The sequence below is a fragment of the Corynebacterium faecale genome, assembly GCF_030408735.1.
Taxonomy (GTDB): Bacteria; Actinomycetota; Actinomycetes; order Mycobacteriales; family Mycobacteriaceae; genus Corynebacterium; species Corynebacterium faecale.
Map to the genome: position 1 here is coordinate 751,400 of NZ_CP047204.1, position 22,944 is coordinate 774,343.

A 22,944-nucleotide genomic window follows, 5' to 3' on the forward strand; every position below is an offset into this window, starting at 1 on the left:
AATATGACAGGCTGTCATATATGAAGCAGGGACGCTAGTTCCTGCTGCAGCAGATTGACAGAAATGATGCTCGGACGTGATGGAGGGCCAGAGATGGTGTTTCTGAGAGTCCGGGCGATAGTGATCAGACCGAGAAGAACACCGCTAGAAACCAGGTAACAACGAATGTTGAACGCACAATCCAGTGCATATCGCAGCAGGAGAGGACGACGCTGATGTCACAAGCCATCAATGCGTCATCGACCGCTGCCGGCGGGACCGAACGAGGTGCCGACGGGCGAGGTAAACGCACCCGCACGAAACTCTTTGACTGGAAACTCCTGGTTGGATTCATCGCGGTGGGTCTGCTGGTTGTGCTGTCGCTGTTCACGGGGCAGTACGACATCTTCGGTGGTGATGACGGCCAGCTGATGTTCGAGGCGGTCCGCATCCCCCGCACAGTGTCACTGATCCTGGCGGGCGCCGCGATGGCCATGTCCGGTCTGGTGATGCAGCTGCTCACACAGAACAAATTTGTGGAACCCACCACCACGGGGACCACGGAATGGGCAGGTCTCGGCCTGCTGGCGGTCATGTACTTCATCCCCGCCGCCACCATCCTGGACCGGATGGTGGGCGCCGTGTTGTTCTCCTTCATCGGCACGATGGTGTTCTTCATGTTCCTCAAGCGTGTGACCCTGCGGTCCTCGCTCATCGTCCCGATCATCGGCATCATGCTCGGCGCCGTGGTCAGTTCCGTATCAAGCTTCTTCGCACTGCAGACCGATATGCTCCAGCAGCTGGGCATCTGGTTCGCAGGATCCTTCAACACTGTGTACCGCGGACAGTATGAGGTGCTCTGGATCATCGTGGTGATCGTGATCGCGGTATTCATCTTCGCGGACCGTCTCACCGTCGCTGGTCTGGGCGAGGAGATCGCCACCAACGTGGGGTTGAACTACAACCGCATGATCCTCATCGGTACCGGCCTGATCGCCGTGGCTACCGGTGTAGTCACCGTCGTGGTGGGCAGTCTTCCGTTCCTTGGCCTGATCGTGCCCAACATCGTCTCCATGTTCCGTGGTGATGATCTCCGTTCCAACCTCCCGTGGGTCTGCCTGACCGGCGTGGCGGTGGTGACGGTCTGTGACCTGATCAGCCGCACCATCATCGCACCGTTTGAGATCCCGGTGTCCGTGGTGCTGGGCATCATTGGTGCCGTGGTCTTCGTTTACCTGATTGTGAGGCAGCGTGGCCGTGGATAAACACATTTCATCTGACCCGACCTACCTCGAGCGCATGGAGACCATGCGTGAATCCTATGAGGTGGAGGGCTACGTCGACGCAGAGCTGGCCAACCCGATCGGATCCAGGCGCTCTTCCGGCGCCTTCCAGACGGCGAGATCCAAGCGCAAATACTGGATCATCATGGCGATGTTGCTGGTCACAGCACTGGCTTTCACCTGGGGATTGATCTGGTACAAGAACCCCATGCCGGTGGGGCACCCCGCATTCGCAGCCATCGCGGAACGCCGCATGGAAGCGGTCTTCGTGATGCTGATCGTGGCCATCTGTCAGGGACTGGCCACCGTGGCCTTCCAGACGGTGACCAATAACCGCATCATCACCCCATCCATCATGGGATTCGAATCCCTCTATACGGTCATCCACACCAGCACGGTGTTCCTCTTCGGTGCGACGGCCCTGTTGGCCACCCGCAATCTGGAGATGTTCGTGGGGCAGCTGGTGGTGATGATCCTGCTGACGCTGACTCTTTACACCTGGTTGCTGACCGGCAAGCGTGGCAACATGCACGCGATGCTGTTGGTGGGCATCGTCATCGGCGGTGGACTGGGGTCGGTGTCCACGTTCATGCAGCGCATGCTCACCCCATCCGAGTTCGATATTCTCTCCGCGCGGCTTTTCGGTTCGGTCAACAACGCCGAGACGCAGTACTTCCCGATTGCGATCCCACTCGTGGTCATCGCGGCCGTCCTCCTTGTCGGATTCTCCAAGACACTCAACGTGGTGGCACTGGGCCGGGATACCGCCACCAACCTTGGCATCAATCACCGCGCAGCATCGATCTTCACCCTGGTGCTCGTTTCTGTTCTGATGGCGGTGTCCACCTCGCTGGTCGGACCGATGACCTTCCTCGGTTTCCTGGTGGCCACCCTGGCCTATCAGTTCGCCGACACCTATGACCATCGTTTTGTCTTTCCCATGGCCGCACTGATCGGATACCTGGTCCTCACCGGTGCGTATTTCATCATGAACCACGTGTTCCGCGCACAGGGCGTTGTCTCCATCATCATTGAGCTGGTGGGCGGCACCGTATTCCTCATCGTCATCCTCAGAAAGGGCAGACTGTGATCACATTAACCAACGTCCGGAAGCAGTATTCCGACGCCGTTGCGATCGGCCCGGTTAACCTTGAGATCCCGGCCGGGGGCATCACCGCACTCGTCGGACCCAACGGTGCCGGCAAATCAACGTTGCTCACCATGGTCGGACGTCTCCTCGGAATCGATGAGGGCGATATCAAGGTGGCGCAATATGATGTTTCCTCCACCTCTTCAAAGGATCTGGCCAAGATCATCTCCATCCTGCGCCAGGAGAACCATTTCGTGACCAAGCTGACCGTGCGTCAGCTCGTGGGTTTCGGACGTTTCCCGTATTCCAAGGGGCGCCTCACGGAGGATGATGAGCTGATCATCTCCCGTTATATCGACTTCCTCAATCTCACCGAGCTGGAAGACCGTTACCTGGATCAGCTTTCCGGCGGCCAGCGTCAGCGCGCTTATGTTGCCATGGTCCTATGCCAGGAGACAGACTATGTCCTCCTTGATGAGCCACTGAACAACCTCGACATCGCGCACTCGGTTGAAATGATGAAGCACCTCGAGCACGCCGCTGAGGAATTCGGTCGTACCATCATCGTGGTGCTGCACGACATCAACTTCGCCGCCCGCTATGCCGACTACATCGTGGCGGTTAAACACGGCAAGATTGAGAAGGAGGGTACTCCGGAAGAGATCATGCGCGATGACATTCTCTCGGATATCTTCAACACCGAGATTCAGGTGATTGAGGGCCCACACGGCAGGATCGCCTGTTATCACTAAAGAAAGACGTAATAGATAGGTCCCGGGGTTCGCTCCCCGGGGCCTTCTTTTTTGCTTGACGACGAAAAACCCGGCCCCCACAGTAAAGAAAGAGCCATCGGGTGAGCTTGGGACTGTCATTTCTAGGGTTTAAAGACGTTCTACCTGCGGATTTGTGAAGAACATGAACCTTGGGTAAATTAATGACCACGCCACCGAGACAGCCGAGAGGTTACAGAGTGGCGAAGACATGAGAAACACTCCAGTTAAGGTTTTTGACTTCTGGCAAGTGAATCTATATAGTCGATCAAGCTGCCAACAGAGACCAACACAATGTGTTGTGTGGATGTGGTGTGTGAATGTTGTTTGAGAACTCAATAGTGTGCCATTTATTTTTTGTTTGTCGTACTATCGCCTCTTTTGGGGTGGTAGTGGTCATGCCGGGTGGTGGGGATGCATATACCCTAACCACTGTAAATAAAGGCTACCAAGGCTGGTCCTTGGTGTCGTTTAATTTTGTGCATGGTTTATTACGATAACACCTGGCCTCCTTCATGCTTTTCCCCGTCAGGGATTTAAGTGGGGGTTGGGAAGAATGTTTTTTTATTAACCATTATTTGGTTGAAACAGCCAGACACGCAGTTCATCTTAGGGTGGGTGTGTGTTGTTTGTTTTGCTAGGTTTTTCAGGCTTTTCACGGCCTTGGAAATTTTGTTTTCATATTTTGTGGAGAGTTTGATCCTGGCTCAGGACGAACGCTGGCGGCGTGCTTAACACATGCAAGTCGAACGATGATGCCCTGCTTGCAGGGTGGATTAGTGGCGAACGGGTGAGTAACACGTGGGTGATCTGCCCTGCACTTCGGGATAAGCCTGGGAAACTGGGTCTAATACCGGATATGACCCCCCTTTAGTGTGGGGGGTGGAAAGCTTTTGCGGTGTGGGATGAGCCTGCGGCCTATCAGCTTGTTGGTGGGGTAATGGCCTACCAAGGCGTCGACGGGTAGCCGGCCTGAGAGGGTGATCGGCCACATTGGGACTGAGACACGGCCCAGACTCCTACGGGAGGCAGCAGTGGGGAATATTGCACAATGGGCGAAAGCCTGATGCAGCGACGCCGCGTGGGGGATGAAGGCCTTCGGGTTGTAAACTCCTTTCGCCAGGGACGAAGCGAATATGTGACGGTACCTGGAGAAGAAGCACCGGCTAACTACGTGCCAGCAGCCGCGGTAATACGTAGGGTGCGAGCGTTGTCCGGAATTACTGGGCGTAAAGAGCTCGTAGGTGGTTTGTCACGTCGTCTGTGAAATCCCGGGGCTTAACCTCGGGCGTGCAGGCGATACGGGCATAACTTGAGTGCTGTAGGGGAGACTGGAATTCCTGGTGTAGCGGTGAAATGCGCAGATATCAGGAGGAACACCAATGGCGAAGGCAGGTCTCTGGGCAGTAACTGACGCTGAGGAGCGAAAGCATGGGTAGCGAACAGGATTAGATACCCTGGTAGTCCATGCCGTAAACGGTGGGCGCTAGGTGTAGGGGACTTCCACGTCTTCTGTGCCGCAGCTAACGCATTAAGCGCCCCGCCTGGGGAGTACGGCCGCAAGGCTAAAACTCAAAGGAATTGACGGGGGCCCGCACAAGCGGCGGAGCATGTGGATTAATTCGATGCAACGCGAAGAACCTTACCTGGGCTTGACATACACCAGATCGCTGCAGAGATGTAGCTTCCCTTGTGGCTGGTGTACAGGTGGTGCATGGTTGTCGTCAGCTCGTGTCGTGAGATGTTGGGTTAAGTCCCGCAACGAGCGCAACCCTTGTCTTATGTTGCCATCACGTGATGGTGGGCACTCATGAGAGACTGCCGGGGTTAACTCGGAGGAAGGTGGGGATGACGTCAAATCATCATGCCCCTTATGTCCAGGGCTTCACACATGCTACAATGGTCGGTACAGCGAGTTGCCACACCGTAAGGTGGAGCTAATCTCTTAAAGCCGGCCTCAGTTCGGATTGGGGTCTGCAACTCGACCCCATGAAGTCGGAGTCGCTAGTAATCGCAGATCAGCAACGCTGCGGTGAATACGTTCCCGGGCCTTGTACACACCGCCCGTCACGTCATGAAAGTTGGTAACACCCGAAGCCAGTGGCCCAACCCGTTTACGGGAGGGAGCTGTCGAAGGTGGGATCGGCGATTGGGACGAAGTCGTAACAAGGTAGCCGTACCGGAAGGTGCGGCTGGATCACCTCCTTTCTAAGGAGCTTTAAATTTAACCCCACGATCAACAGTGTTGATGTTGTTGGGGTGTTGGTGTTGGAACCCGTTCGTGGTTGCCATCAACAAATAATAATCGGGTGGATCATGACCCTGTGTTCGGCAAACAAACCCATACTTGTGGGAAGTAAATATTTGGCATGCTGTTGGGTGTCTGGGATGACATTGGTTATTCCCTTGGGCATTCAGATCAATGAGGATCACCTTGTGTGTGGTTGTTGTTGGTGTGGGTGTTGTGTTGTGTGAGAACTGTATAGTGGACGCGAGCATCTTTATTTTTTGTAAGTTTTATTGTGTATCCGAACGTGGCACCAGCCTTTGTGGTTGGTGTGTTTAGTGTTTGTTTTAAGGGCACACGGTGGATGCCTTGGCATATCAAGCCGATGAAGGACGTGAGAGGCTGCGTTATGCCTCGGGGAGTTGCCAACTAAGCGTTGATCCGAGGATGTCCGAATGGGGAAACCCAGCCGCAGTGATGTGTGGTTACCCGCCGGTGAATATATAGTCGGTGTGGAGGTTGACACGGGGAAGTGAAACATCTCAGTACCCGTAGGAGAAGAAAACAATTGTGATTCCGTTAGTAGCGGCGAGCGAACGCGGATGATGGCTAAAATCTATGTGTGTGATACCCGGCAGGGGTTGCATGTAGGTGGTTGTGGGGTAATGACGATTGTGTTCTGCCGGACACTGGCGTTGCGCATGATGATTAGTGGAAGTGGTGTGGAAACGCCTGCCGTAGAAGGTGAAAGTCCTGTACATGAAGGTCATTGTGGTGATGTGGTTGTTATACCCGAGTAGCAGCGGGCTCGTGAAATCTGCTGTGAATCTGCCGGGACCACTCGGTAAGCCTGAATACTTGATATGACCGATAGCGGATTAGTACCGTGAGGGAATGGTGAAAAGTACCCCGGGAGGGGAGTGAAATAGTACCTGAAACCGTGTGCTTACAATCCGTCAGAGCATCCTTTGTGGTGTGATGGCGTGCCTTTTGAAGAATGAGCCTGCGAGTCAGCGGCATGTCGCGAGGTTAACCCGTGTGGGGTAGCCGTAGGGAAACCGAATCCTAACTAGGGTGTTTTGAGTGGCATGTCTTGGACCCGAAGCGGAGTGATCTACCCATGGCCAGTGTGAAGCGATGGTAAGACGTCGTGGAGGCGCGAACCCACTTAGGTTGAAAACTGAGGGGATGAGTTGTGGGTAGGGGTGAAAGGCCAATCAAACTCCGTGATAGCTGGTTCTCCCCGAAATGCATTTAGGTGCAGCGTTGTGTGTTTCTTACTGGAGGTAGAGCTACTGGATGGTTTAGCGGGACCAACATCTTAGCGACATCAGCCAAACTCCGAATGCCGGTAAGTTAGAGCACAGCAGTGAGACTGCGGGGGATAAGCTTCGTAGTCGAGAGGGAAACAGCCCAGATCGCCGGCTAAGGCCCCTAAGGGTGTGCTAAGTGGAAAAGGAGGTGGGGTCGCGAAGACAGCCAGGAGGTTGGCTTAGAAGCAGCCATCCTTGAAAGAGTGCGTAATAGCTCACTGGTCGAGTGATCCCGCGCCGACAATGTAGTGGGGCTTAAGTACACCGCCGAAGCCGCGGCAATGACATCTTTTTGGTGTTGTTGGGTAGGGGAGCGTCGTGCATGCGTTGAAGCAGCCTGGTGACGGTGTTGTGGAGTGTGTGCGAGTGAGAATGCAGGCATGAGTAACGATTGATGAGTGAGAAACTCATCCGCCGGATGACTAAGGGTTCCTGGGTCAAGTTAATCTTCCCAGGGTGAGTCGGGGCCTAAGGCGAGGCCGACAGGCGTAGTCGATGGATAACGGGTTGATATTCCCGTACCCGAGTGTGCGCGCCCATGGTGAATCAGTGATACTAACCACCCACAAGATCATCTACTGACCTTCGGGTTGGTGGTGGTGGCGTGCGTGGGACCTGATCTGGTAGTAGCTAAGTGATGGGGTGACGCAGTGAGGTAGCCTGAGCCACTTATTGGATTGTGGTGTAAGCGTGTAGAACGAGGTATTGGTAAATCCGTATCTCATTGTGTTCGAGGCGTGATGCGTAGCCCTTTTGGGGTGAATTCGGTGATCCTGTACTGTCGAGAAAAGCCTCTAGCGAGTGCATATTCGGCCCGTACCCTAAACCGACACAGGTAGTCAGGTAGAGAATACTAAGGCGTTCGGGTGAACTGTGGTTAAGGAACTCGGCAAAATGCCCCCGTAACTTCGGGAGAAGGGGGGCCCACACAGGTGACCAGTTTTACACTGTGAGCTGGTGTGGGTCGCAGAGAATAGAGGGAAGCGACTGTTTACTAAAAACACAGGTCCGTGCGAAGACGTTTAAGTTGATGTATACGGACTGACGCCTGCCCGGTGCTGGAAGGTTAAGAGGACCGGTTAGCTGTTAAAGGCGAAGCTGAGAATTTAAGCCCCAGTAAACGGCGGTGGTAACTATAACCATCCTAAGGTAGCGAAATTCCTTGTCGGGTAAGTTCCGACCTGCACGAATGGCGTAACGACTTCCCTGCTGTCTCAACCACAGGCCCGGTGAAATTGCAGTACGAGTAAAGATGCTCGTTACGCGCGGCAGGACGAAAAGACCCCGGGACCTTCACTATAGCTTGGTATTGGTGTTTGATTCGGTTTGTGTAGGATAGGTGGGAGACTTTGATCATGTGACGCTAGTTGTGTGTGAGTCGTTGGTGAAATACCACTCTGATCGGATTGAATGTCTTAACCTTGGCCCATGATCTGGGTTGGGGACAGTGCCTGGTGGGTAGTTTAACTGGGGCGGTTGCCTCCTAAAATGTAACGGAGGCGCCCAAAGGTTTCCTCAGCCTGGTTGGTAATCAGGTGGTGAGTGTAAGTGCACAAGGGAGCTTGACTGTGAGAGTGACAGCTCGAGCAGGGACGAAAGTCGGGACTAGTGATCCGGCACCTACTTGTGGTTGTGGTGTCGCTCAACGGATAAAAGGTACCCCGGGGATAACAGGCTGATCTTCCCCAAGAGTCCATATCGACGGGATGGTTTGGCACCTCGATGTCGGCTCGTCGCATCCTGGGGCTGGAGTAGGTCCCAAGGGTTGGGCTGTTCGCCCATTAAAGCGGTACGCGAGCTGGGTTTAGAACGTCGTGAGACAGTTCGGTCTCTATCCGCCGCGCGCGTTGAAACTTAAGGAAGGCTGTCCCTAGTACGAGAGGACCGGGACGGACGTACCTCTGGTGTGCCAGTTGTTCCGCCAGGAGCAGGGCTGGTTGGCTACGTACGGAAGGGATAACCGCTGAAAGCATCTAAGCGGGAAGCCTGTTTCGAGATGAGGTTTCTTTTGAGGTTCCCTATAGATTATGGGGTTGATAGGCCAGATCTGGACGCATCGTAAGGTGTGGAGGTGACTGGTACTAATTTACCGACACAAACCCTAGTGGTTTGGATATTAACGCAATGTAACAAAACAGAACAATATGATGTTCGCGTCCACTATGCAGTGTCTAGCACAGCACACGTACACACCCCTTGGTGGTGTGTGGCCTGTTGGTTGTGTCGGTGGTGATAGTAGCAGGGAAACGCCCGGTCCCATTTCGAACCCGGAAGCTAAGCCTGGTTACGCTGATGGTACTGCACTCGGGAGGGTGTGGGAGAGTAGGTTACCGCCGACCTAAAACTTAATGATGTAAGAAGAGGAAGGATACACACAAGTGATTGTGTGTATCCTTCCTCTTTTGTTGTTTCTGGGGGTGTGGGTGTGGTGGTCCTGAATGGGGGCCACCACCCCCCTTTTTTTGTTTCTGCTCTGAGGTTGACAGGACTTATGTCTGCCCTGTCTTACCCCATCCAATAGAGTTGCCCGCATGAAGAACAAATTTGTTGTTGATCGTCTCCGTCCCTTCGGTGAGACCATTTTCGCCACCATGACGCAAAAGGCCACGGACGCAGGAGCCATCAACCTGGGGCAGGGTTTTCCTGATGAGGATGGTCCACGATCCATGCTGGAGATCGCAACGCAGCAGATCCTGGATGGCAACAATCAATATTCGGCAGGCAGGGGAGATCCGCTGCTACGGTCTGCGATTGCTGAGGATAGATATAGACGCTTCAAGGTTGAATATGATCCGGGCACTGAAGTTCTGATTACTGTCGGAGCCACTGAAGCGATCTCTGCCTCCGTGCTCGGTCTGGTGGAACCAGGGGAAGAGGTGATCGTCTTTGAACCCTATTATGATGCGTATGCAGCCGCCATCGCTTTGGCCGGTGCAACCCGCGTTGCAGTGCCGCTTAAGGAAGATGGGGACACCTGGGCTCTCGATATCGATGCGCTCCATGCAGCAGTGACCAAGAAAACTGCAATGATCATTGTTAACAGTCCGCATAATCCGACTGGTTCGGTTTTCTCCAAGCGTTCATTGGAGGCCCTGGCGGGCATTGCACGTGCCTATGATCTGCTGGTGCTTTCTGATGAGGTGTACGAGCACTTGACCTTCAACAAGATTGAGCACACCGCGGTGGCGAGTCTCCCCGGTATGTGGGATCGCACCATCACAGTCTCATCGGCGGCTAAGACCTTTAATGTCACAGGGTGGAAAACCGGGTGGGCTCTGGCGCCGGCGCCGATCCTTGATGCCATCATCAGGGCCAAACAATTCATGTCTTATGTGGGGGCCACTCCATTCCAGCCAGCTGTCGCGCATGCTGTTGTCAATGAAAAGCCGTGGATCAATCAGATGCGCAAAAACCTGCAGACCAAGCGTGATGTTCTCTCAGAAGCGCTCACACACGCAGGGGTGAAGGTTCATGCCTCGCATGGCACGTATTTTGTTGTTGCTGATATCGGGAACCGGGATGGGGCGGAGTTCTGTTTTGATCTGATCGAACGGGTCGGGGTTGCGGCCATCCCGGTGCAGGCGTTCGTCGATAATCCTGAACAGTGGTCCTCGAAGGTGCGGTTTGCCTTCTGTAAGAAGGAGGACACGATGCTTGCCGCCGCAGAACGATTCAGGGCAGCAGGGATTCTTTAAAAATCTGTAGCCGTCCAGATTTCAGCATGTGGCACTGAGGACATGATTGGGTGCAGGGAAATCAGGTGAGCATCCAACTCATTGAGATTTTCTGCGATCCTGTACCCCAGGAAAGAGAAAACCGGGAGCGCTGACCAACGTGAATGTGGTGGGCGCTCCCGGTTATGAGCTTTTCTAGAGCTCCAACAGGTTCATGCGGGTTTCCTTGACCTGATCAAATTTGTTGCGGTTCTTCTCCAGCTTGTTCCAGAGGTCGTGGGGGATGGTTTTCTCGGCAGTGCGGACAACATCGGTGTCGGTGGTGCCCCAGGTGATCGGCATGGGGCTGATCTCATCCCAACGCTCCTGATCACGGACGGTACGTCGACCACTCACCGCAACCGCGGGCACCCGCTCACCGAGCTTGCGCTGATGCACACCCAGGCGGGTGACGGTGCGCAGGGCAAGAGCCCAGCGTGGGGGACGGGTCTCATCCACGTTGAGGTTGACCAGTGCCATCAGGACCACATCGCGGGGGTTGATCTCTGCGACCACGGCAGGCACCAGCGGATACTGGTTGTAGAGCGACTGTGCGGAACCGACCTGGCGGGGCAGAATTGGGATCATGATGAAACTGATCAGGGCCATGATGGCCATCATGATCAGCACAATCCAGCCCCAGACGGCACCGTCGGCGAGGTAGTAGAGGCCACCACCGACGGCGAGGAGCACCAGACCGAAGAGCAACGCAGAGACCTGGAGTCGCTTGGTGTCGCGGAGGAATTCGTTGTTCTTTTTTGCGTAGGCTTCATCCACGTCGAAGGAGAAGTTGGGCATTTATTTTTCTTTCTCTGTAATGGGAAATAGGAGATCATCAGCATCGATGATCCGGTAGGCATAACCCTGCTCAGCCAGGAACCGCTGGCGATGGGCGGCGTACTCGGTATCCAAGGTATCGCGGCTGACCACTGAGTAGAAGTGGGCCTCGCCACCATCGGCCTTGGGCCGCAGGAGGCGACCCAGACGTTGGGCCTCCTCCTGGCGCGACCCGAAGGTGCCAGAGACCTGGATGGCCACGGCGGCCTCGGGGAGGTCGATGGAGAAGTTCGCCACTTTGGACACCACGAGCACGGTGAGTTCACCGGAGCGGAACTGATCAAAGAGTTCCCCGCGCTTCTTGTTGGAGGTCTTGCCGTCCACGATGGGGGCGTTGAACTCCGCCCCGAGTTCCTCCAACTGATCCAGGTAGGCGCCGATGATCAACGTGGGCTGGCCCTGGTGCTGTTCCAGAATCTTGCGCACCACACGGACCTTGGTGTGGGCGGTGGCGGCCAGGCGGTAACGGTCGGCTGACTCGGCGGTGGCATAGACCATGCGCTCCGAATCCGTCATGGTGGTGCGGACCTCCACGCAATCGGCGGTGGCGATGAATCCCTGGGCTTCCAGGTCTTTCCAGGGGGCGTCGTAACGCTTCGGGCCGATGAGGGAGAAGACATCTCCCTCGCGACCATCCTCGCGCACAAGGGTGGCGGTCAGGCCCAGTCTGCGCCTGGACTGCAGATCAGAGGTCATGCGAAACACCGGTGCGGGGAGAAGATGGACCTCGTCATAGATGATCAGGCCCCAGTCACGGGAATCAAAGAGCTCCAGGGCCTTGTATTCACCCTTGGTGCGGCGGGTGACCACCTGGTAGGTGGCGATGGTGACGGGACGGATCTCCTTGCGTTCGCCGGAGTACTCACCGATCTCATCCTCGGTGAGGGTGGTTCGACGCAGCAGTTCATCCTTCCACTGTCGGCCAGCGACCGTGTTGGTGACCAGGATGAGGGTGGTTGCCTGGGCACGTGCCATGGAGGCTGCACCCACCATCGTCTTTCCCGCCCCACAGGGGAGGACCACCACGCCGGAACCGCCCTCCCAGAAGGAATCGGCGGCGTGACTCTGATAATCACGCAGTGACCAGTCCTCGGTGTCGGTGGACAGGGCGATCGGGTGCGCCTCACCATCGACATAACCGGCCAGATCTTCCGCCGGCCAACCGATCTTGAGCAGTTCCTGCTTCAGCCGGCCACGCTCAGACGGATGCACCGCGATGGTTTCAGTATCCAGCTGCTGGCCGAGCATCGGCTTGATCTTCTTGTGGCGTGAGATCTCCACCAGGATGGCAGGTTCAGCGGATTCCAGGATCAGGCCGTGTGCGGGATGTTTGTGCATGCGCACGCGACCGTATCGGGACATGGTTTCGGCGACGTCGACAAGCAGTGCCTGGGGCACGGGGAAACGGGAGTAGCGCTCGAGCACGTCGACCACCTGCTCGGCATCATGGCCCGCGGCGCGGGCATTCCACAGTGCCAGCGGGGTGATGCGGTAGGTGTGGATGTGCTCAGGGGCGCGCTCCAACTCCGCGAAGGGTGCGAGCGCGGCGCGGGCGTCACCGGCTGCAGCATGGCCGATCTCAAGTAGTACGGTTTTGTCGGACTGGACGATCAGGGGTCCATCGCCAAAGGCCACGAAATATGTCTCCTATCGATATACAAACCTCCATTATGTCACTGTTTTCCCGTTAATCCACTATCACTTCTGTGATCCTGTGCAGCATGAACCGGTGCACCGAGCCTGTGCTCTCATCGAGGGCATCCACCTGCCCTGCAGTGACCGTCAGCGGTTTAACCACCCGGTGCACCGCCACGCCCTGTTTATCCACAAATCCCAGCGTGACGGATCGGTTGCCCCGCACGGCAGCTTGGAGCACAGCCAGGGTGGGCTGATCGGAAACGGTGCCGGCATGAGCGGCCTCCTCCCGACGGATGGCCGCCACCGCAGCCCGGATGCGGCTCTCATCCAGCTGCGGTTTGGGCCGGGGCTGTTCCGCGGACGGCACGCGCGCCGGTGACGGTGCCAGGCTGAGGCTGGCCCCCAGGGCATCTTCCGCCACCGGTTGCATACCGGCCTTCCTCAGCAGGCTGATCACCTGGAACAGCGATGCCTGTGACACCGCCACGGTGGGCGCGATCTGGCGCAGGTCCAGCTCAGTGGCAGCCTCCACCGCGGTGTGCAGCAGCGCTGGGTCATCAGAACGCAGATAACACATCGCCGGCCCGCCGCGGAGTGTGCCGTGCCTGCGGGCGATATCCCGGAGCAGATACATGACCGACTGGGGAACCTCGGTGGCGCTGTGGTGGGTGAGGAACTCCTCAATGTCGGTGGCCGTCAGTCCCAGGTCCATCGCATGGCGGAAGGTTTTCTCGTTGATGCGGTACACACTGGCCAGCCCCGGGGATTCCAGGTCCGCGAGCTGTTCCATGGTTTTCTGCATCGCAGGTTTCAGTGGCCCCGGGACCATGATGGTGAAATCTGCCTGGACGATGAAATAATCCACGGGTGCCGGAGCCTTGATGGCGGCGGCGAGGTCGTCGACTCCGGGTACGGCACCCGGCGGGGCAGCCACGAGCATCCGGGCGGCGCTGGTGACCCCGCCGTTGGCGACAGCCCCGATCCAGCGGGCCTCATCCAACAGATGTGAGATGGTCTCACCGGTGATGCGGGAGGCAGCCAGCGGGTGGTGGAAGAAGAGATCATCCTCCAAATCGGCCTCGGTGACCCGCGACAGGGATTCCACCACCATGCGTCGGGTCTCCGGAAGGGTGTCGCGTTTGGTGGCGGGACTGAGCAGATGAATCGGTTTATCCTTCTCATCCGCCCGACCCACCAGCCAGGCGGCGAGGTTCTGTGTCCACCAACCCCGCAGAAGCACGGCCAGCTGCTCGCCCAGGGGAGCCTGCAGCCAGTCCCCGGCCAGGTCGGTTGGGGCGATGTAGTCTCCGCCGTCATCGTCCTCGGGCAGAGGATCGGGAACTCCACGGCGCAGCAGGTTGGCTGCCACACCCAGGCTCACGAGACGGGCGATGTGTTCCTCATCCACCTGGAGGGCCTTGGTCAGTCGCGCCAGCACCCTCACCCCGAGGGAGCCCTCCTTCAGGGTGGAGGCGGGGGCGAGGGAGAGGGCGTCGATAAGCATGCGTTGCTGCCGCACCACCTCCAACCCGGCCGCGATACCGGCATCATCCGCACCTGGAATGGCATTGGGTGCCACCGGCACCACACGCCACGCCACCGCCTCATGCCCCTCCAGCACCCTGCGCACCACAGCGGGCAGTTTGACGGTCTGCTCATCCACCCGGGCGAGCAGACCGGCCGTGATCAACTGTGGAATGGGTCGGCCGGGGTCCGCCGACAGCGCGGCGTCCCGCGTCAACCCCAGGCCGCCGGAGGTGACCAGCGTGGCCAGGATCTTACGGTGCCGCGCCGGTAGGGCTTTTATGCTTTGCGACGCCTCCTCAAACGACAACAACGACAGGGAAGCCCCGTGTTCCTCCGGCAGGAGCTGCCAGCTGGTGGGCAGTGTGGACATGGCCTCCTGCATGATCATGAACTGGTCAGTGCCGAAGATCAACGCGCATCCACGCAGCCTGTCGAGTGCCTGTTGAATCTGATCCGTGGTGGGCTTCTCATCGTGGTGGCGCAGTGCGCGCCCCAGGCGTTCCACCACTTCGGGGGCAGTGACGGGGTGGAGCTCCGCGCCTGCGTTGGCTGCGGCCTCCAGAACGGCGAGGTCTAAGGCGTTGAGCTTGTGCATGGCCCGCTGGAGGGAGGCCCGGAGCTGTAAACGCGCAGCAAGGGACCCTATTCCGGGTGGGAGGGGGAGTACGGTGTCGGGTCGGTTTCGGAGGATTCCAGACAGCTGATCATCATCGAGTTGTTCCAACCACCCCCTGAGGGTGGGAACGGGGGAGTCTTTTTTCATGATGTCTACAAGTTTAGGCACAGTTGAGGTGACTTTTGATCGCAGAGTTTGAAAGAATGGGACACATGGCAAATGTAGAGAAGAAGGGGTACGTGGATCCGGCTTGGCCCGATCACGACCCGAGCGAAGGTCACGTAGTCACTGAACTCACCGCGCCGCACGCTGGCGCATCCAGCCCATGGGGAGATGACAACGAGTTCCCGGTTCCTGCCGAGACCGTCGGTTACCTCCACCCATACACCCGCATCAACCGCTAACAGCGGAGCGGACAGCTAAGACAAGCTAAGACAACAGTAGGGAAAACGGTCGGCCAACTCTGACCGTTTTCCCTACTGTTCGTGTTCCCGCTGTCGTTTTGATTGTCAATAAAGCAAAAGGGAGTGCACGTCACCAGGTGACGTGCACTCCCTTTTGTGAGCTCTGTGGATCCGCCGGGTAGGGGATCCTACAGTGAACACTGTTTAGCCGACGACGGACCTGTAGTAGGCCTCGACCTCAGCTGGAATCTGGACACCGTACTGCGCGAGGGTGCCGGCGACAGCACCGTAGACGCTGGTGATGGTCTGCAGGTCGGTGGAGCCGATGGCGATGTTGTTGTTCGCGCCAGCGGTCGCCTGGTACTCAGCGGGGGCCGGAGCCGCTGCTGGTGCCGGTGCCGGAGCTGGTGCAGGTGCGTTCAGGTTACGTGGGGTCGGAGCGGAGTTCAGACCCAGGCGCTGGGAGCAGGCTGGCCATGCGCCCCAGCCCTGTCCGGCGAGGGTGCGCTCGGCAACAGCGATCTGCTGCTCGCGGGTGGCCTGGTTGGCGGTCGGGGCGAACTCGCCGCCGCCGTAGGCACGCCAGGTGGAGGGGGAGAACTGCAGTCCGCCGTGGTAACCGTTGCCGGTGTTGATGGCCCAGTTGCCACCGGCCTCACACTGTGCGAGGCGATCCCAGTCGGAGTCAGGGGCGGCGGAAGCGGCCGGTGCGAAGGCGACTGCGGCTGCGCCGAAGGCCACGGTGGTGGCTGCCATCTTCACGAACGGGGTGCTGGTCTTGGCTGAATGACGTCCCATGAAAAGTTTCCTCTCATTTGTCGCCGTCGAGGTTAGCTGTCGGGTTAGGGCGGAGGATGTGCCCTGCCGGAAGGATCCGGCTTCACCCCAAGGAGTTACCTCCGGTGCCCATGAATGAGCGGGTGGTTTCCCCGTCCCTGTCTGCAATTTCTTCTATTGATATAGAAGCGGTTTATGGTTTTAAGTCCTGCGCACCCGCATAGGAATTTCATCCGCCGGCCCCAGACAGGGTTTGGCGATGAGCCGGAAATGGATGAACTCTCACGGTGCCTGTGGGATACCGTAGACCGAAAGTCACGATTGTGTCACGTTTTTTATGAGAACTTGATTGAGGAATTCTCGCATTCAGTTGGTTCATGCAGGTCAAGGTCAATAAAACCAAGGATATGAACTATGTCACATTTGAGGTAGATCCGTAATGAAACAGGGCGGGATTACGAATTTCAGCCAGACTGAAGCGAGTGTATAATAATTTCTTCGGCCCAATGACAGTTGGGCGGTTCTACTGAGAAGAAAGTGGTGAGGACAAGTGCCCGTCGGAACTGTGAAATGGTATGACGCTGAGCGTGGTTTCGGCTTTGTCTCCAATCCCGGCGAAGAGGACTGCTTCGTGGGTAAGCAGGTGCTTCCCAAGGGGGTCACGGAACTTCACCAGGGTCAGCGCATCGAATTCGATTTCGCTGCCGGACGTAAGGGACCGCAGGCTCTGCGCGTCAAAGTCCTGGAGACCCCACGCCGCCGCCCGCAGCACACCTACAAGCCAGAGGAGCTCAACGGGATCATCTCGGACATGGTCACCATGCTCGAGGGCACCGTCCAGCCCGCTCTGCTGAAAGGTCACTACCCGGACCGCAAGGTGGGGGAGCAGGTGGCGAAGATCCTTCGCGCCGTGGCCAAGGAACTGGAAATCTAGGAATAACACGACAACAAGGCGGGTGGAACCGTGATGATCTACGGTTCCACCCGCCTTGAGCTATCTCGGGGGAGATGGTCTGAAACGTTATTGTTCGACGGTGGTCAGTGACCAGGTCGTGGTGTAGGGGGTTTCCACTCCCTCGTCGTCGGTTCCGATCATGACCGAGGCGATCTCCACCACGATCAGGCGGGGGCGCTCACCGCCCTCCACCAGAGGATCGACGGAACCAGGGACGGTGGCCTCAGTGGTTTCATAGCTGGTGTGGTAGAACTCGTCATTTGCTGCGGGGTCATCATAGATGGTCAGCAGGTACCAGTCGTGATCGTGGATGGTCTCCGGGATGGCCAGGTGGAGTTCCTCGTCCTCACCTACGACAAGCGTGGGGATGTCATTTTCTTCACACTCCACACCAGGCTCGCAGATGCTGAAGGGGAACACCTCAACCTCGCCGGCAGGTGATGTGGCGGTGATGGAGACGGTGTCCGGTTCCGGTTCGGGTCTATCGTTCCACCAGTTCTGGAACACAACGGAGATCACCACCACCACGAGCACTGCCACGAGGAGTGCGCCGATCTGGATGATGTTCTTGGTCTTGGTTCTCCGGCTCGCCATGAGTCCTGATTCTAGCCAGCCTCGATGAACCGGACCTCATAGAGGTCGGGCCAACGCTTGCCGGAGAGGTAGAAACGGTCGGTGCCCGGGATGTGGGCGATACCGTTGAGGACGTTATTAGGATCGGGTTGTGCGTTGTTGGGCAGAACCGAGCCGTCGATGACCGCGGAGACCACACCTGTGGTGGGATCGAAACGGATGATGTCGGTATCCAGGAAAAGATTGGCGTACACCTGGCCGTCAACGCATTCGAGTTCATTGATGGAGGGAACCGGTGTGCCATCGAGTGTGACGGTGATCCTGTCCGATTCCGTGAAGGTGTCGGCATCGAGATGCCGTATCTCTGCGGTGCCGTCAGACATGATCAGGGTGTCCCCCATGGAGCACAGGCCCCAGCCCTCGCCCTCATAAGAAATACGTTCGATCTCTTCGAGGGTGACGGCATCACGTTTGAAGGCGATGCCGGCCTGCCAGGTCAGCTGCCAGACATAATCATCGGCGCGGGTGATCCCCTCGCCGAAGAACCGATCCTCCAGGCGGTGGACATCAGATCGCTCGCCATCAAGGGTAGTGCGGTAGATCTCCGACGTGCCGTACTGGCCCGTGCCCACGATCAGGGTGTCGCCATCAACTTCCAGTCCCTGGGTGAAGGCTGTTTCATCGAAAGGGTGGGTGTCCACGATCTCAGGTACCAGGCGCTGAACCCCGGTGTCATCGATATCATCCGGACCCGTTGGGCCGGGATCATCCACGGAACAACCGGAGGATAGAAGGGATGTGGACAGCAGGGCGGAGGTGAGAAGTTTAGCGAGGGGCATGACCTAGGATTCTAGACTTCCTCAGCCGTATCCCACAGGTAATGGTTCACTTCTGAGAATGTGGGGACAAACGGGGCGACGGGACGCTTCTCCGGAACCTTGAAGGTGCTGCTGTATTCCAGCCATGCCGTCACCAGTTGGATTCCGGTGTAGGAGCTTAAGAACCAGACTTCAGCGCCACGGAGCTCTTCGATGTTGAAACCCTCCGGGCGGGCTTTGGGGGTGGATCCCTGCTTCACCAGGTACTCCAGAACGGGTTCCTCCAGAACGGAGGCCAATGCGCGTTCATGGGTGGAATGGAAGGCCATCTCACCCTTCAACACCAGAAGCGATCCTTCGATGGGACTGATGGCGTGTCCGCGTTCGTCGATAAGCAGACCCGCATCCGCACCACGCCGCCGTGAGGTGGCGAGGGTGCGTGACTGCCAGGCCTGGTCGCGCCCCCTGATGCCGGGCCGCAGGCGCTCATCGCGGTGGCCGTGGACATCCACGGTGAGGGTGGTCTGGAACGGGCGCGGAGGACGGATCTCCACGTTGAATGTATGATTCTCCACCTGGACCGTTGCGAATACATCAGAACCGGCGCCCCTTAAACGCTGGCGGATGTCCTGCTCGTATGTTGAGGCATAGGGGGCGGTGTCGGTCAACCTTCGCAGATGTCCGGAAAAGTAACGGACACGTCCGTTAACCATGTGAAAACTTGTGGTCACCACGGTGCGTAGTTGAACCTTTCCAACTAGGTTTAAGGTCTGGAAGACCTCTATTAAGATAGCCAAACAGTAGCATCGGTAGTATCGCACTGCCTGATCCGGGTCACATTTCACCTCCTACAGCGCTCTGGAGTTGCCTGGGCAGACAAACAGGTGAAACAATTTCTACGCACTAGTAGTACCAACAGTGTCCGCCTGTCACCGGTACTCTCTGCTCTTTTCAGCCAGAAGGGGCACTTGAGCCATGTCACCGCCGGAATCATCAGGCGGGTGCCACTCAGATCGTTTTCCATGCGCCTCGGTGAGGTGCTCCACAGACATAGAAATCAGGTTTGCGGTTATGACGTCGAAAAATGCAACGGATACCAGGGGCACCCTGGACCGTTATTTCATGATCTCCGAACGGGGATCAACGATCGCCACGGAGATCCGCGCAGGTGTGGTCACCTTCTTCGCAATGGCCTACATCATCATCCTCAACCCGTTGATCCTGGGCACCACCGAGGATATTAATGGCGACACCCTCGGCATTCCCCAGGTGGCCGCGGTGACCGCTCTGGCCGCAGGTGTCATGACCATCGCCTTCGGCATGATCGCGAGGTACCCCTTCGGTATCGCCGCCGGCCTCGGTCTCAACACCATGGTGGCTGTCACCCTCGTTGCGGGTGAAGGTCTGACCTGGCCCGAAGCAATGGGCCTGGTGGTTCTCGATGGTGTGGTGATTGTCATCCTGGCGGTATCCGGGTTCCGCGTCGCGGTTTTCCGTGCCATCCCGCCATCAATGAAAGCCGCCATCAGCGTGGGCATCGGCATGTTCATCGCCATGATCGGCCTCGTTGATGCCGGTTTCGTCCGCCGTATCCCAGATGCGGCAGGCACCACGGTCCCGGTGGTTCTCGGAATTGACGGCTCCATCGCGTCCTGGCCAACCCTGGTCTTCGTGCTCGGCGTACTTCTGTGTGGCATTCTCGTGGTTCGTAATGTCCGAGGGGGTCTGTTCCTGGGCATTCTGGGCACCACCCTCCTGGCCATCATCGCTGAGGCCATCTTCGGTGCCGGCCCGTCCTTCGAAGATGGTGAGCCCAACCCCGAGGGATGGTCCCTGGCTGTTCCGGGAATTCCCGACTCCTTCGGAGGGATGCCTGATCTGTCCCTGGTGGGTGCCGTTGATCTGATCGGTGCATTCTCACGGGTCGGTGTCCTCGCCGCCACGCTACTGATCTTCACCCTGGTCCTGGCCAACTTCTTCGACGCCATGGGCACAATGACCGCCCTGGGCAAGCAGGGCAAGCTGACCGACGAGGACGGTAACCTCCCGGATATCAAAAAGGCACTGGTGGTGGAGGGAGCAGGTGCCATCGTCGGCGGGGCGGTCTCCGCGTCCTCCAATACGGTGTTCGCCGATTCCTCCGCGGGTGTCGCTGACGGTGCCCGCACCGGCCTGGCCAATATCGTCACCGGTTCCATGTTCCTGTTGGCGATGTTCCTCACCCCGCTGTATGAAATCGTCCCGATCGAAGCTGCAGCACCGGTTCTGGTCGTCGTGGGAGCGATGATGATGGCACAGGTCCGGGACATCGATTTCTCCAAGTTCTACATTGCCTTCCCGGCCTTCCTCACCATCGTCACCATGCCTTTCACCTACTCCATCGCCAACGGCATCGGCGTCGGCTTCATCCTGTACACAGTGATGTCCGCGGCAGCAGGAAAGGGCAAGCAGGTTCACTGGCTGATGTGGCTGGTTGCCGGCCTGTTCGTGGTGTTCTTCGCCATTGATCCGATCATGGACGCGGTGTCCTGACGATGACAGCTGCGAACCGGGTCACCGTCTCCGATCCCGCGGACTCCCGCCTGGATGATATCCGCGACCTCAACCGCTCCGATTCCCGCCCTGATCTCCCCGGTGGCAAGGGACTGGTTATCGCGGAGGGCCCACTGGTGATCAGCCGACTCCTGGAATCCAGGTTCCCGGTGCGTGCCCTGATCGGTTTCCGGGCGAAGCTGGATGCTTTCCTGGCGGAGCACGAGGTGGGGGACGTCCCCATCTATGAGGTGACCCGCGAGACACTGGCTGAGGTCGCCGGATTCGACATGCACCGGGGTCTTCTGGCTGCCGCGGATCGGGTGCCTGAACCCACGGTGGCCGATGTGCTGAACGGCGCACGCACCGTGGTGGTGCTCGAAGGTGTGGGTGATCACGAAAACATCGGATCAATGTTCCGCAACGCCGCCGGCATGGGCGTGGATGCCATTCTGTTCGGTAATGGTTGTGCTGATCCGCTCTACCGCCGTGTGGTGCGTGTATCCATGGGGCATGTCCTCCGCCTCCCATACGCGCACCTCGACGGCAGTTCCACCACCTGGCAGCGGTCGTTGCAGGAACTCAGCGAGGCCGGTTTCCACCTCGTCTCCCTCACTCCGGATCCGGCTGCGGTGCACCTCGAGGATGCACTGGAAGGCAGGGAAAAGGTGGCGCTGCTCGTCGGTGCGGAAGGACCGGGGCTGACCGAGCACGCCATGCGTGCCACCGATGTCCGTGCCCGCATCCCCATGGCACCCGGCACCGACAGCCTCAATCTGGCTACCTCTGCTGCCATCGCCTTCTATGAACGCGATCGTTCGCAGCGGCCACGGAGCTGACTTCGTGCCCTGCCCCTACTTCTCTTCGGGGGTGTCGGTGTAGAGATCATCACCGGGGCGGGGCCGCGGTTCAGGACGCTTTGAGTCAGGGTGGTCAGTGTAGCCAGAGTGGTCTGGGCGCTCTGATTGGGGGGTTCCACCAGGCTCTGAGACACGACCAGTGGGTGCGGTCCGGTCCGTGTGACGGAGTTTCTCCGCCATGGTGGAACCTAGCTCGCGTCCGGCCCTGAAGAGTGTTTTCCCCAGACTCTGCGCGGAGCGGGCCACCTGCTTCGCGCTGGTGGAGGCACGGCGGGGGACCACGCGGTCAGGGGTGTCATGGCGTTCATAGTCGTCATAGTCGGAGGATTCCCGGAAGCCGAGTTTCTCAGCCGAGCTCTGGGTGAGGTCATCCACGGTGCTGATCGTGGGCCGGGGCCGGGGCGTGGAGATCCTGGGTTCTGGGCGGCCATCCACCGCGAAAGCCACCACGTTGATATCCGGGGAGCTGGTCACGTCGAAACCCAACCAGGCGCGTTGCGCTTCCTTCACCAGTTCGATGGGATTGAAGGGAAGGGACAACGGTGATCTCCGTTCACCCATTTTTCCTGCCCAGTACGGGGTTTCGAAGCCGCCGGGAACTCCGACGTCCTCAAAGACCCGTTCCTCCCGTGCGATGAATGATCTTTTCACCGTTCCGCCTTTGAGGTGGGCGAATCCGCCGAGGGTGGTCTCGTCGTTGACGGCGAAAACATAGACTTCGGATGCCGGGATCGAGTTGAGGATCCGGGGATCAAGTCGGCTGAGTGAGGTGACATCCTCCAGAGCGGTCTGGAGGATGGTCACTCCGGGGAAGCCGGCGATGTAGAATTCATTCGCCGATGCCGGGACAGACCTGTTCAGGGAGAACTGTCCGATCGGTGTGATGGGCCATGAGGGATTCAACTGGGCCAGGTACTTGCGGCCGAATCCCCTGTCTGCACGGGGTCCTGAACGGATAATTGCCTGCGGATCAGCTGCCGTCACAAACCAGAAGGTGACGATCGCCGCATTCTCTCCCAGCTGTCGGGGCAT

Annotated in this window: 15 protein-coding genes, 3 rRNA genes, 1 pseudogene and 1 riboswitch; of the genes and pseudogenes, 11 read left to right on the forward strand and 8 right to left on the reverse strand. The window is 58.1% G+C overall.

The features are described 5' to 3' along the window. The first annotated feature begins 215 nt into the window (after window positions 1-215). From CFAEC_RS03505 to CFAEC_RS03535, 7 genes are all read left to right on the forward strand, one after another. Window positions 216-1,244, forward strand: coding sequence for an ABC transporter permease (locus tag CFAEC_RS03505; protein WP_290278869.1), 1,029 nt, complete (start codon window positions 216-218; stop codon window positions 1,242-1,244). 43 nt (window positions 1,245-1,287) lie between these two features. Continuing rightward, window positions 1,288-2,352 (forward strand): iron chelate uptake ABC transporter family permease subunit, encoded by a 1,065-nt coding sequence (locus CFAEC_RS03510; RefSeq protein WP_435384272.1) that lies wholly within the window; start codon window positions 1,288-1,290, stop codon window positions 2,350-2,352. Then, complete coding sequence (locus CFAEC_RS03515; RefSeq protein ID WP_290278874.1) at window positions 2,349-3,104, forward strand: iron ABC transporter ATP-binding protein; 756 nt, start codon at window positions 2,349-2,351, stop codon at window positions 3,102-3,104. The genes CFAEC_RS03510 and CFAEC_RS03515 overlap by 4 nt, the downstream gene beginning before the upstream one ends. Before the next feature lie 702 nt (window positions 3,105-3,806). Then, window positions 3,807-5,330, forward strand: a 16S ribosomal RNA gene (locus tag CFAEC_RS03520). 356 nt (window positions 5,331-5,686) lie between these two features. Next, a 23S ribosomal RNA gene (locus CFAEC_RS03525) occupies window positions 5,687-8,767 on the forward strand. Window positions 8,768-8,884: 117 nt separating this feature from the next. Beyond that, a 5S ribosomal RNA gene (rrf, locus tag CFAEC_RS03530) occupies window positions 8,885-9,001 on the forward strand. The 16S, 23S and 5S rRNA genes sit together here, the layout of an rRNA operon. A 192-nt stretch (window positions 9,002-9,193) precedes the next feature. After that, window positions 9,194-10,357 carry a pyridoxal phosphate-dependent aminotransferase gene (locus CFAEC_RS03535; RefSeq protein WP_290278877.1) on the forward strand — a complete coding sequence of 388 codons (1,164 nt, stop codon included), beginning with the start codon at window positions 9,194-9,196 and terminating at the stop codon, window positions 10,355-10,357. Window positions 10,358-10,531: 174 nt separating this feature from the next. On the opposite strand, the gene CFAEC_RS03540 is transcribed toward CFAEC_RS03535, so the two are convergent. The 3 genes from CFAEC_RS03540 to CFAEC_RS03550 are packed head-to-tail and all read right to left on the reverse strand — an operon-like array spanning window position 10,532 to window position 15,140. Continuing rightward, entirely contained in the window at window positions 10,532-11,173 is a 642-nt protein-coding gene (locus CFAEC_RS03540) for a DUF3239 domain-containing protein (protein ID WP_290278879.1), read from the reverse strand. Beyond that, complete coding sequence (locus CFAEC_RS03545; protein ID WP_290278881.1) at window positions 11,174-12,847, reverse strand: DNA repair helicase XPB; 1,674 nt, start codon at window positions 12,845-12,847, stop codon at window positions 11,174-11,176. A 52-nt stretch (window positions 12,848-12,899) separates the two neighbouring features. After that, complete coding sequence (locus tag CFAEC_RS03550; RefSeq protein WP_290278883.1) at window positions 12,900-15,140, reverse strand: helicase-associated domain-containing protein; 2,241 nt, start codon at window positions 15,138-15,140, stop codon at window positions 12,900-12,902. A gap of 65 nt (window positions 15,141-15,205) precedes the next feature. Between CFAEC_RS03550 and CFAEC_RS03555 the strand changes: the two genes are divergently transcribed. Further along, window positions 15,206-15,397: a hypothetical protein gene (locus CFAEC_RS03555; protein WP_290278885.1), complete on the forward strand. Its 192-nt coding sequence runs from the start codon at window positions 15,206-15,208 to the stop codon at window positions 15,395-15,397. Window positions 15,398-15,601: 204 nt separating this feature from the next. Here the strand turns inward: CFAEC_RS03555 and CFAEC_RS03560 are convergent, their stop codons facing one another. Further along, window positions 15,602-16,195 (reverse strand): resuscitation-promoting factor Rpf1 domain-containing protein, encoded by a 594-nt coding sequence (locus CFAEC_RS03560; RefSeq protein WP_290278886.1) that lies wholly within the window; start codon window positions 16,193-16,195, stop codon window positions 15,602-15,604. Window positions 16,196-16,200: 5 nt separating this feature from the next. After that, window positions 16,201-16,375, reverse strand: a riboswitch (cyclic di-AMP (ydaO/yuaA leader). A 349-nt stretch (window positions 16,376-16,724) separates the two neighbouring features. On the opposite strand from CFAEC_RS03560, the gene CFAEC_RS03565 reads away from it, so the two are divergent. After that, on the forward strand, window positions 16,725-17,108 hold the full coding sequence (locus CFAEC_RS03565; protein WP_290278887.1) for a cold-shock protein: 384 nt from the start codon (window positions 16,725-16,727) through the stop codon (window positions 17,106-17,108). A gap of 87 nt (window positions 17,109-17,195) precedes the next feature. Here CFAEC_RS03565 and CFAEC_RS03570 read toward each other — a convergent pair whose 3' ends face one another. The 3 genes from CFAEC_RS03570 to CFAEC_RS03580 are packed head-to-tail and all read right to left on the reverse strand — an operon-like array spanning window position 17,196 to window position 19,233. After that, the gene (locus CFAEC_RS03570) at window positions 17,196-17,723 is read right to left on the reverse strand and encodes a DUF2771 domain-containing protein (protein ID WP_290278889.1); all 528 of its coding nucleotides are present in this window, start codon (window positions 17,721-17,723) and stop codon (window positions 17,196-17,198) included. 11 nt (window positions 17,724-17,734) lie between these two features. Further along, on the reverse strand, window positions 17,735-18,541 hold the full coding sequence (locus CFAEC_RS03575) for a glutaminyl-peptide cyclotransferase (RefSeq protein WP_290278891.1): 807 nt from the start codon (window positions 18,539-18,541) through the stop codon (window positions 17,735-17,737). 11 nt (window positions 18,542-18,552) lie between these two features. Further along, a complete protein-coding gene (locus CFAEC_RS03580; RefSeq protein ID WP_290278894.1) occupies window positions 18,553-19,233 on the reverse strand; it encodes an aminotransferase class IV in 681 nt (226 codons plus the stop codon). Between the two features lie 358 nt (window positions 19,234-19,591). Between CFAEC_RS03580 and CFAEC_RS03585 the strand changes: the two genes are divergently transcribed. Then, window positions 19,592-21,052 (forward strand): NCS2 family permease, encoded by a 1,461-nt coding sequence (locus CFAEC_RS03585; RefSeq protein ID WP_290278895.1) that lies wholly within the window; start codon window positions 19,592-19,594, stop codon window positions 21,050-21,052. Window positions 21,053-21,054: 2 nt separating this feature from the next. Further along, entirely contained in the window at window positions 21,055-21,891 is an 837-nt protein-coding gene (locus CFAEC_RS03590) for a TrmH family RNA methyltransferase (RefSeq protein ID WP_290278897.1), read from the forward strand. 171 nt (window positions 21,892-22,062) lie between these two features. On the opposite strand, the pseudogene CFAEC_RS03595 reads toward CFAEC_RS03590, so the two are convergent. Next, window positions 22,063-22,944, reverse strand: a pseudogene (locus CFAEC_RS03595) (DUF6928 family protein); the annotation flags it as partial.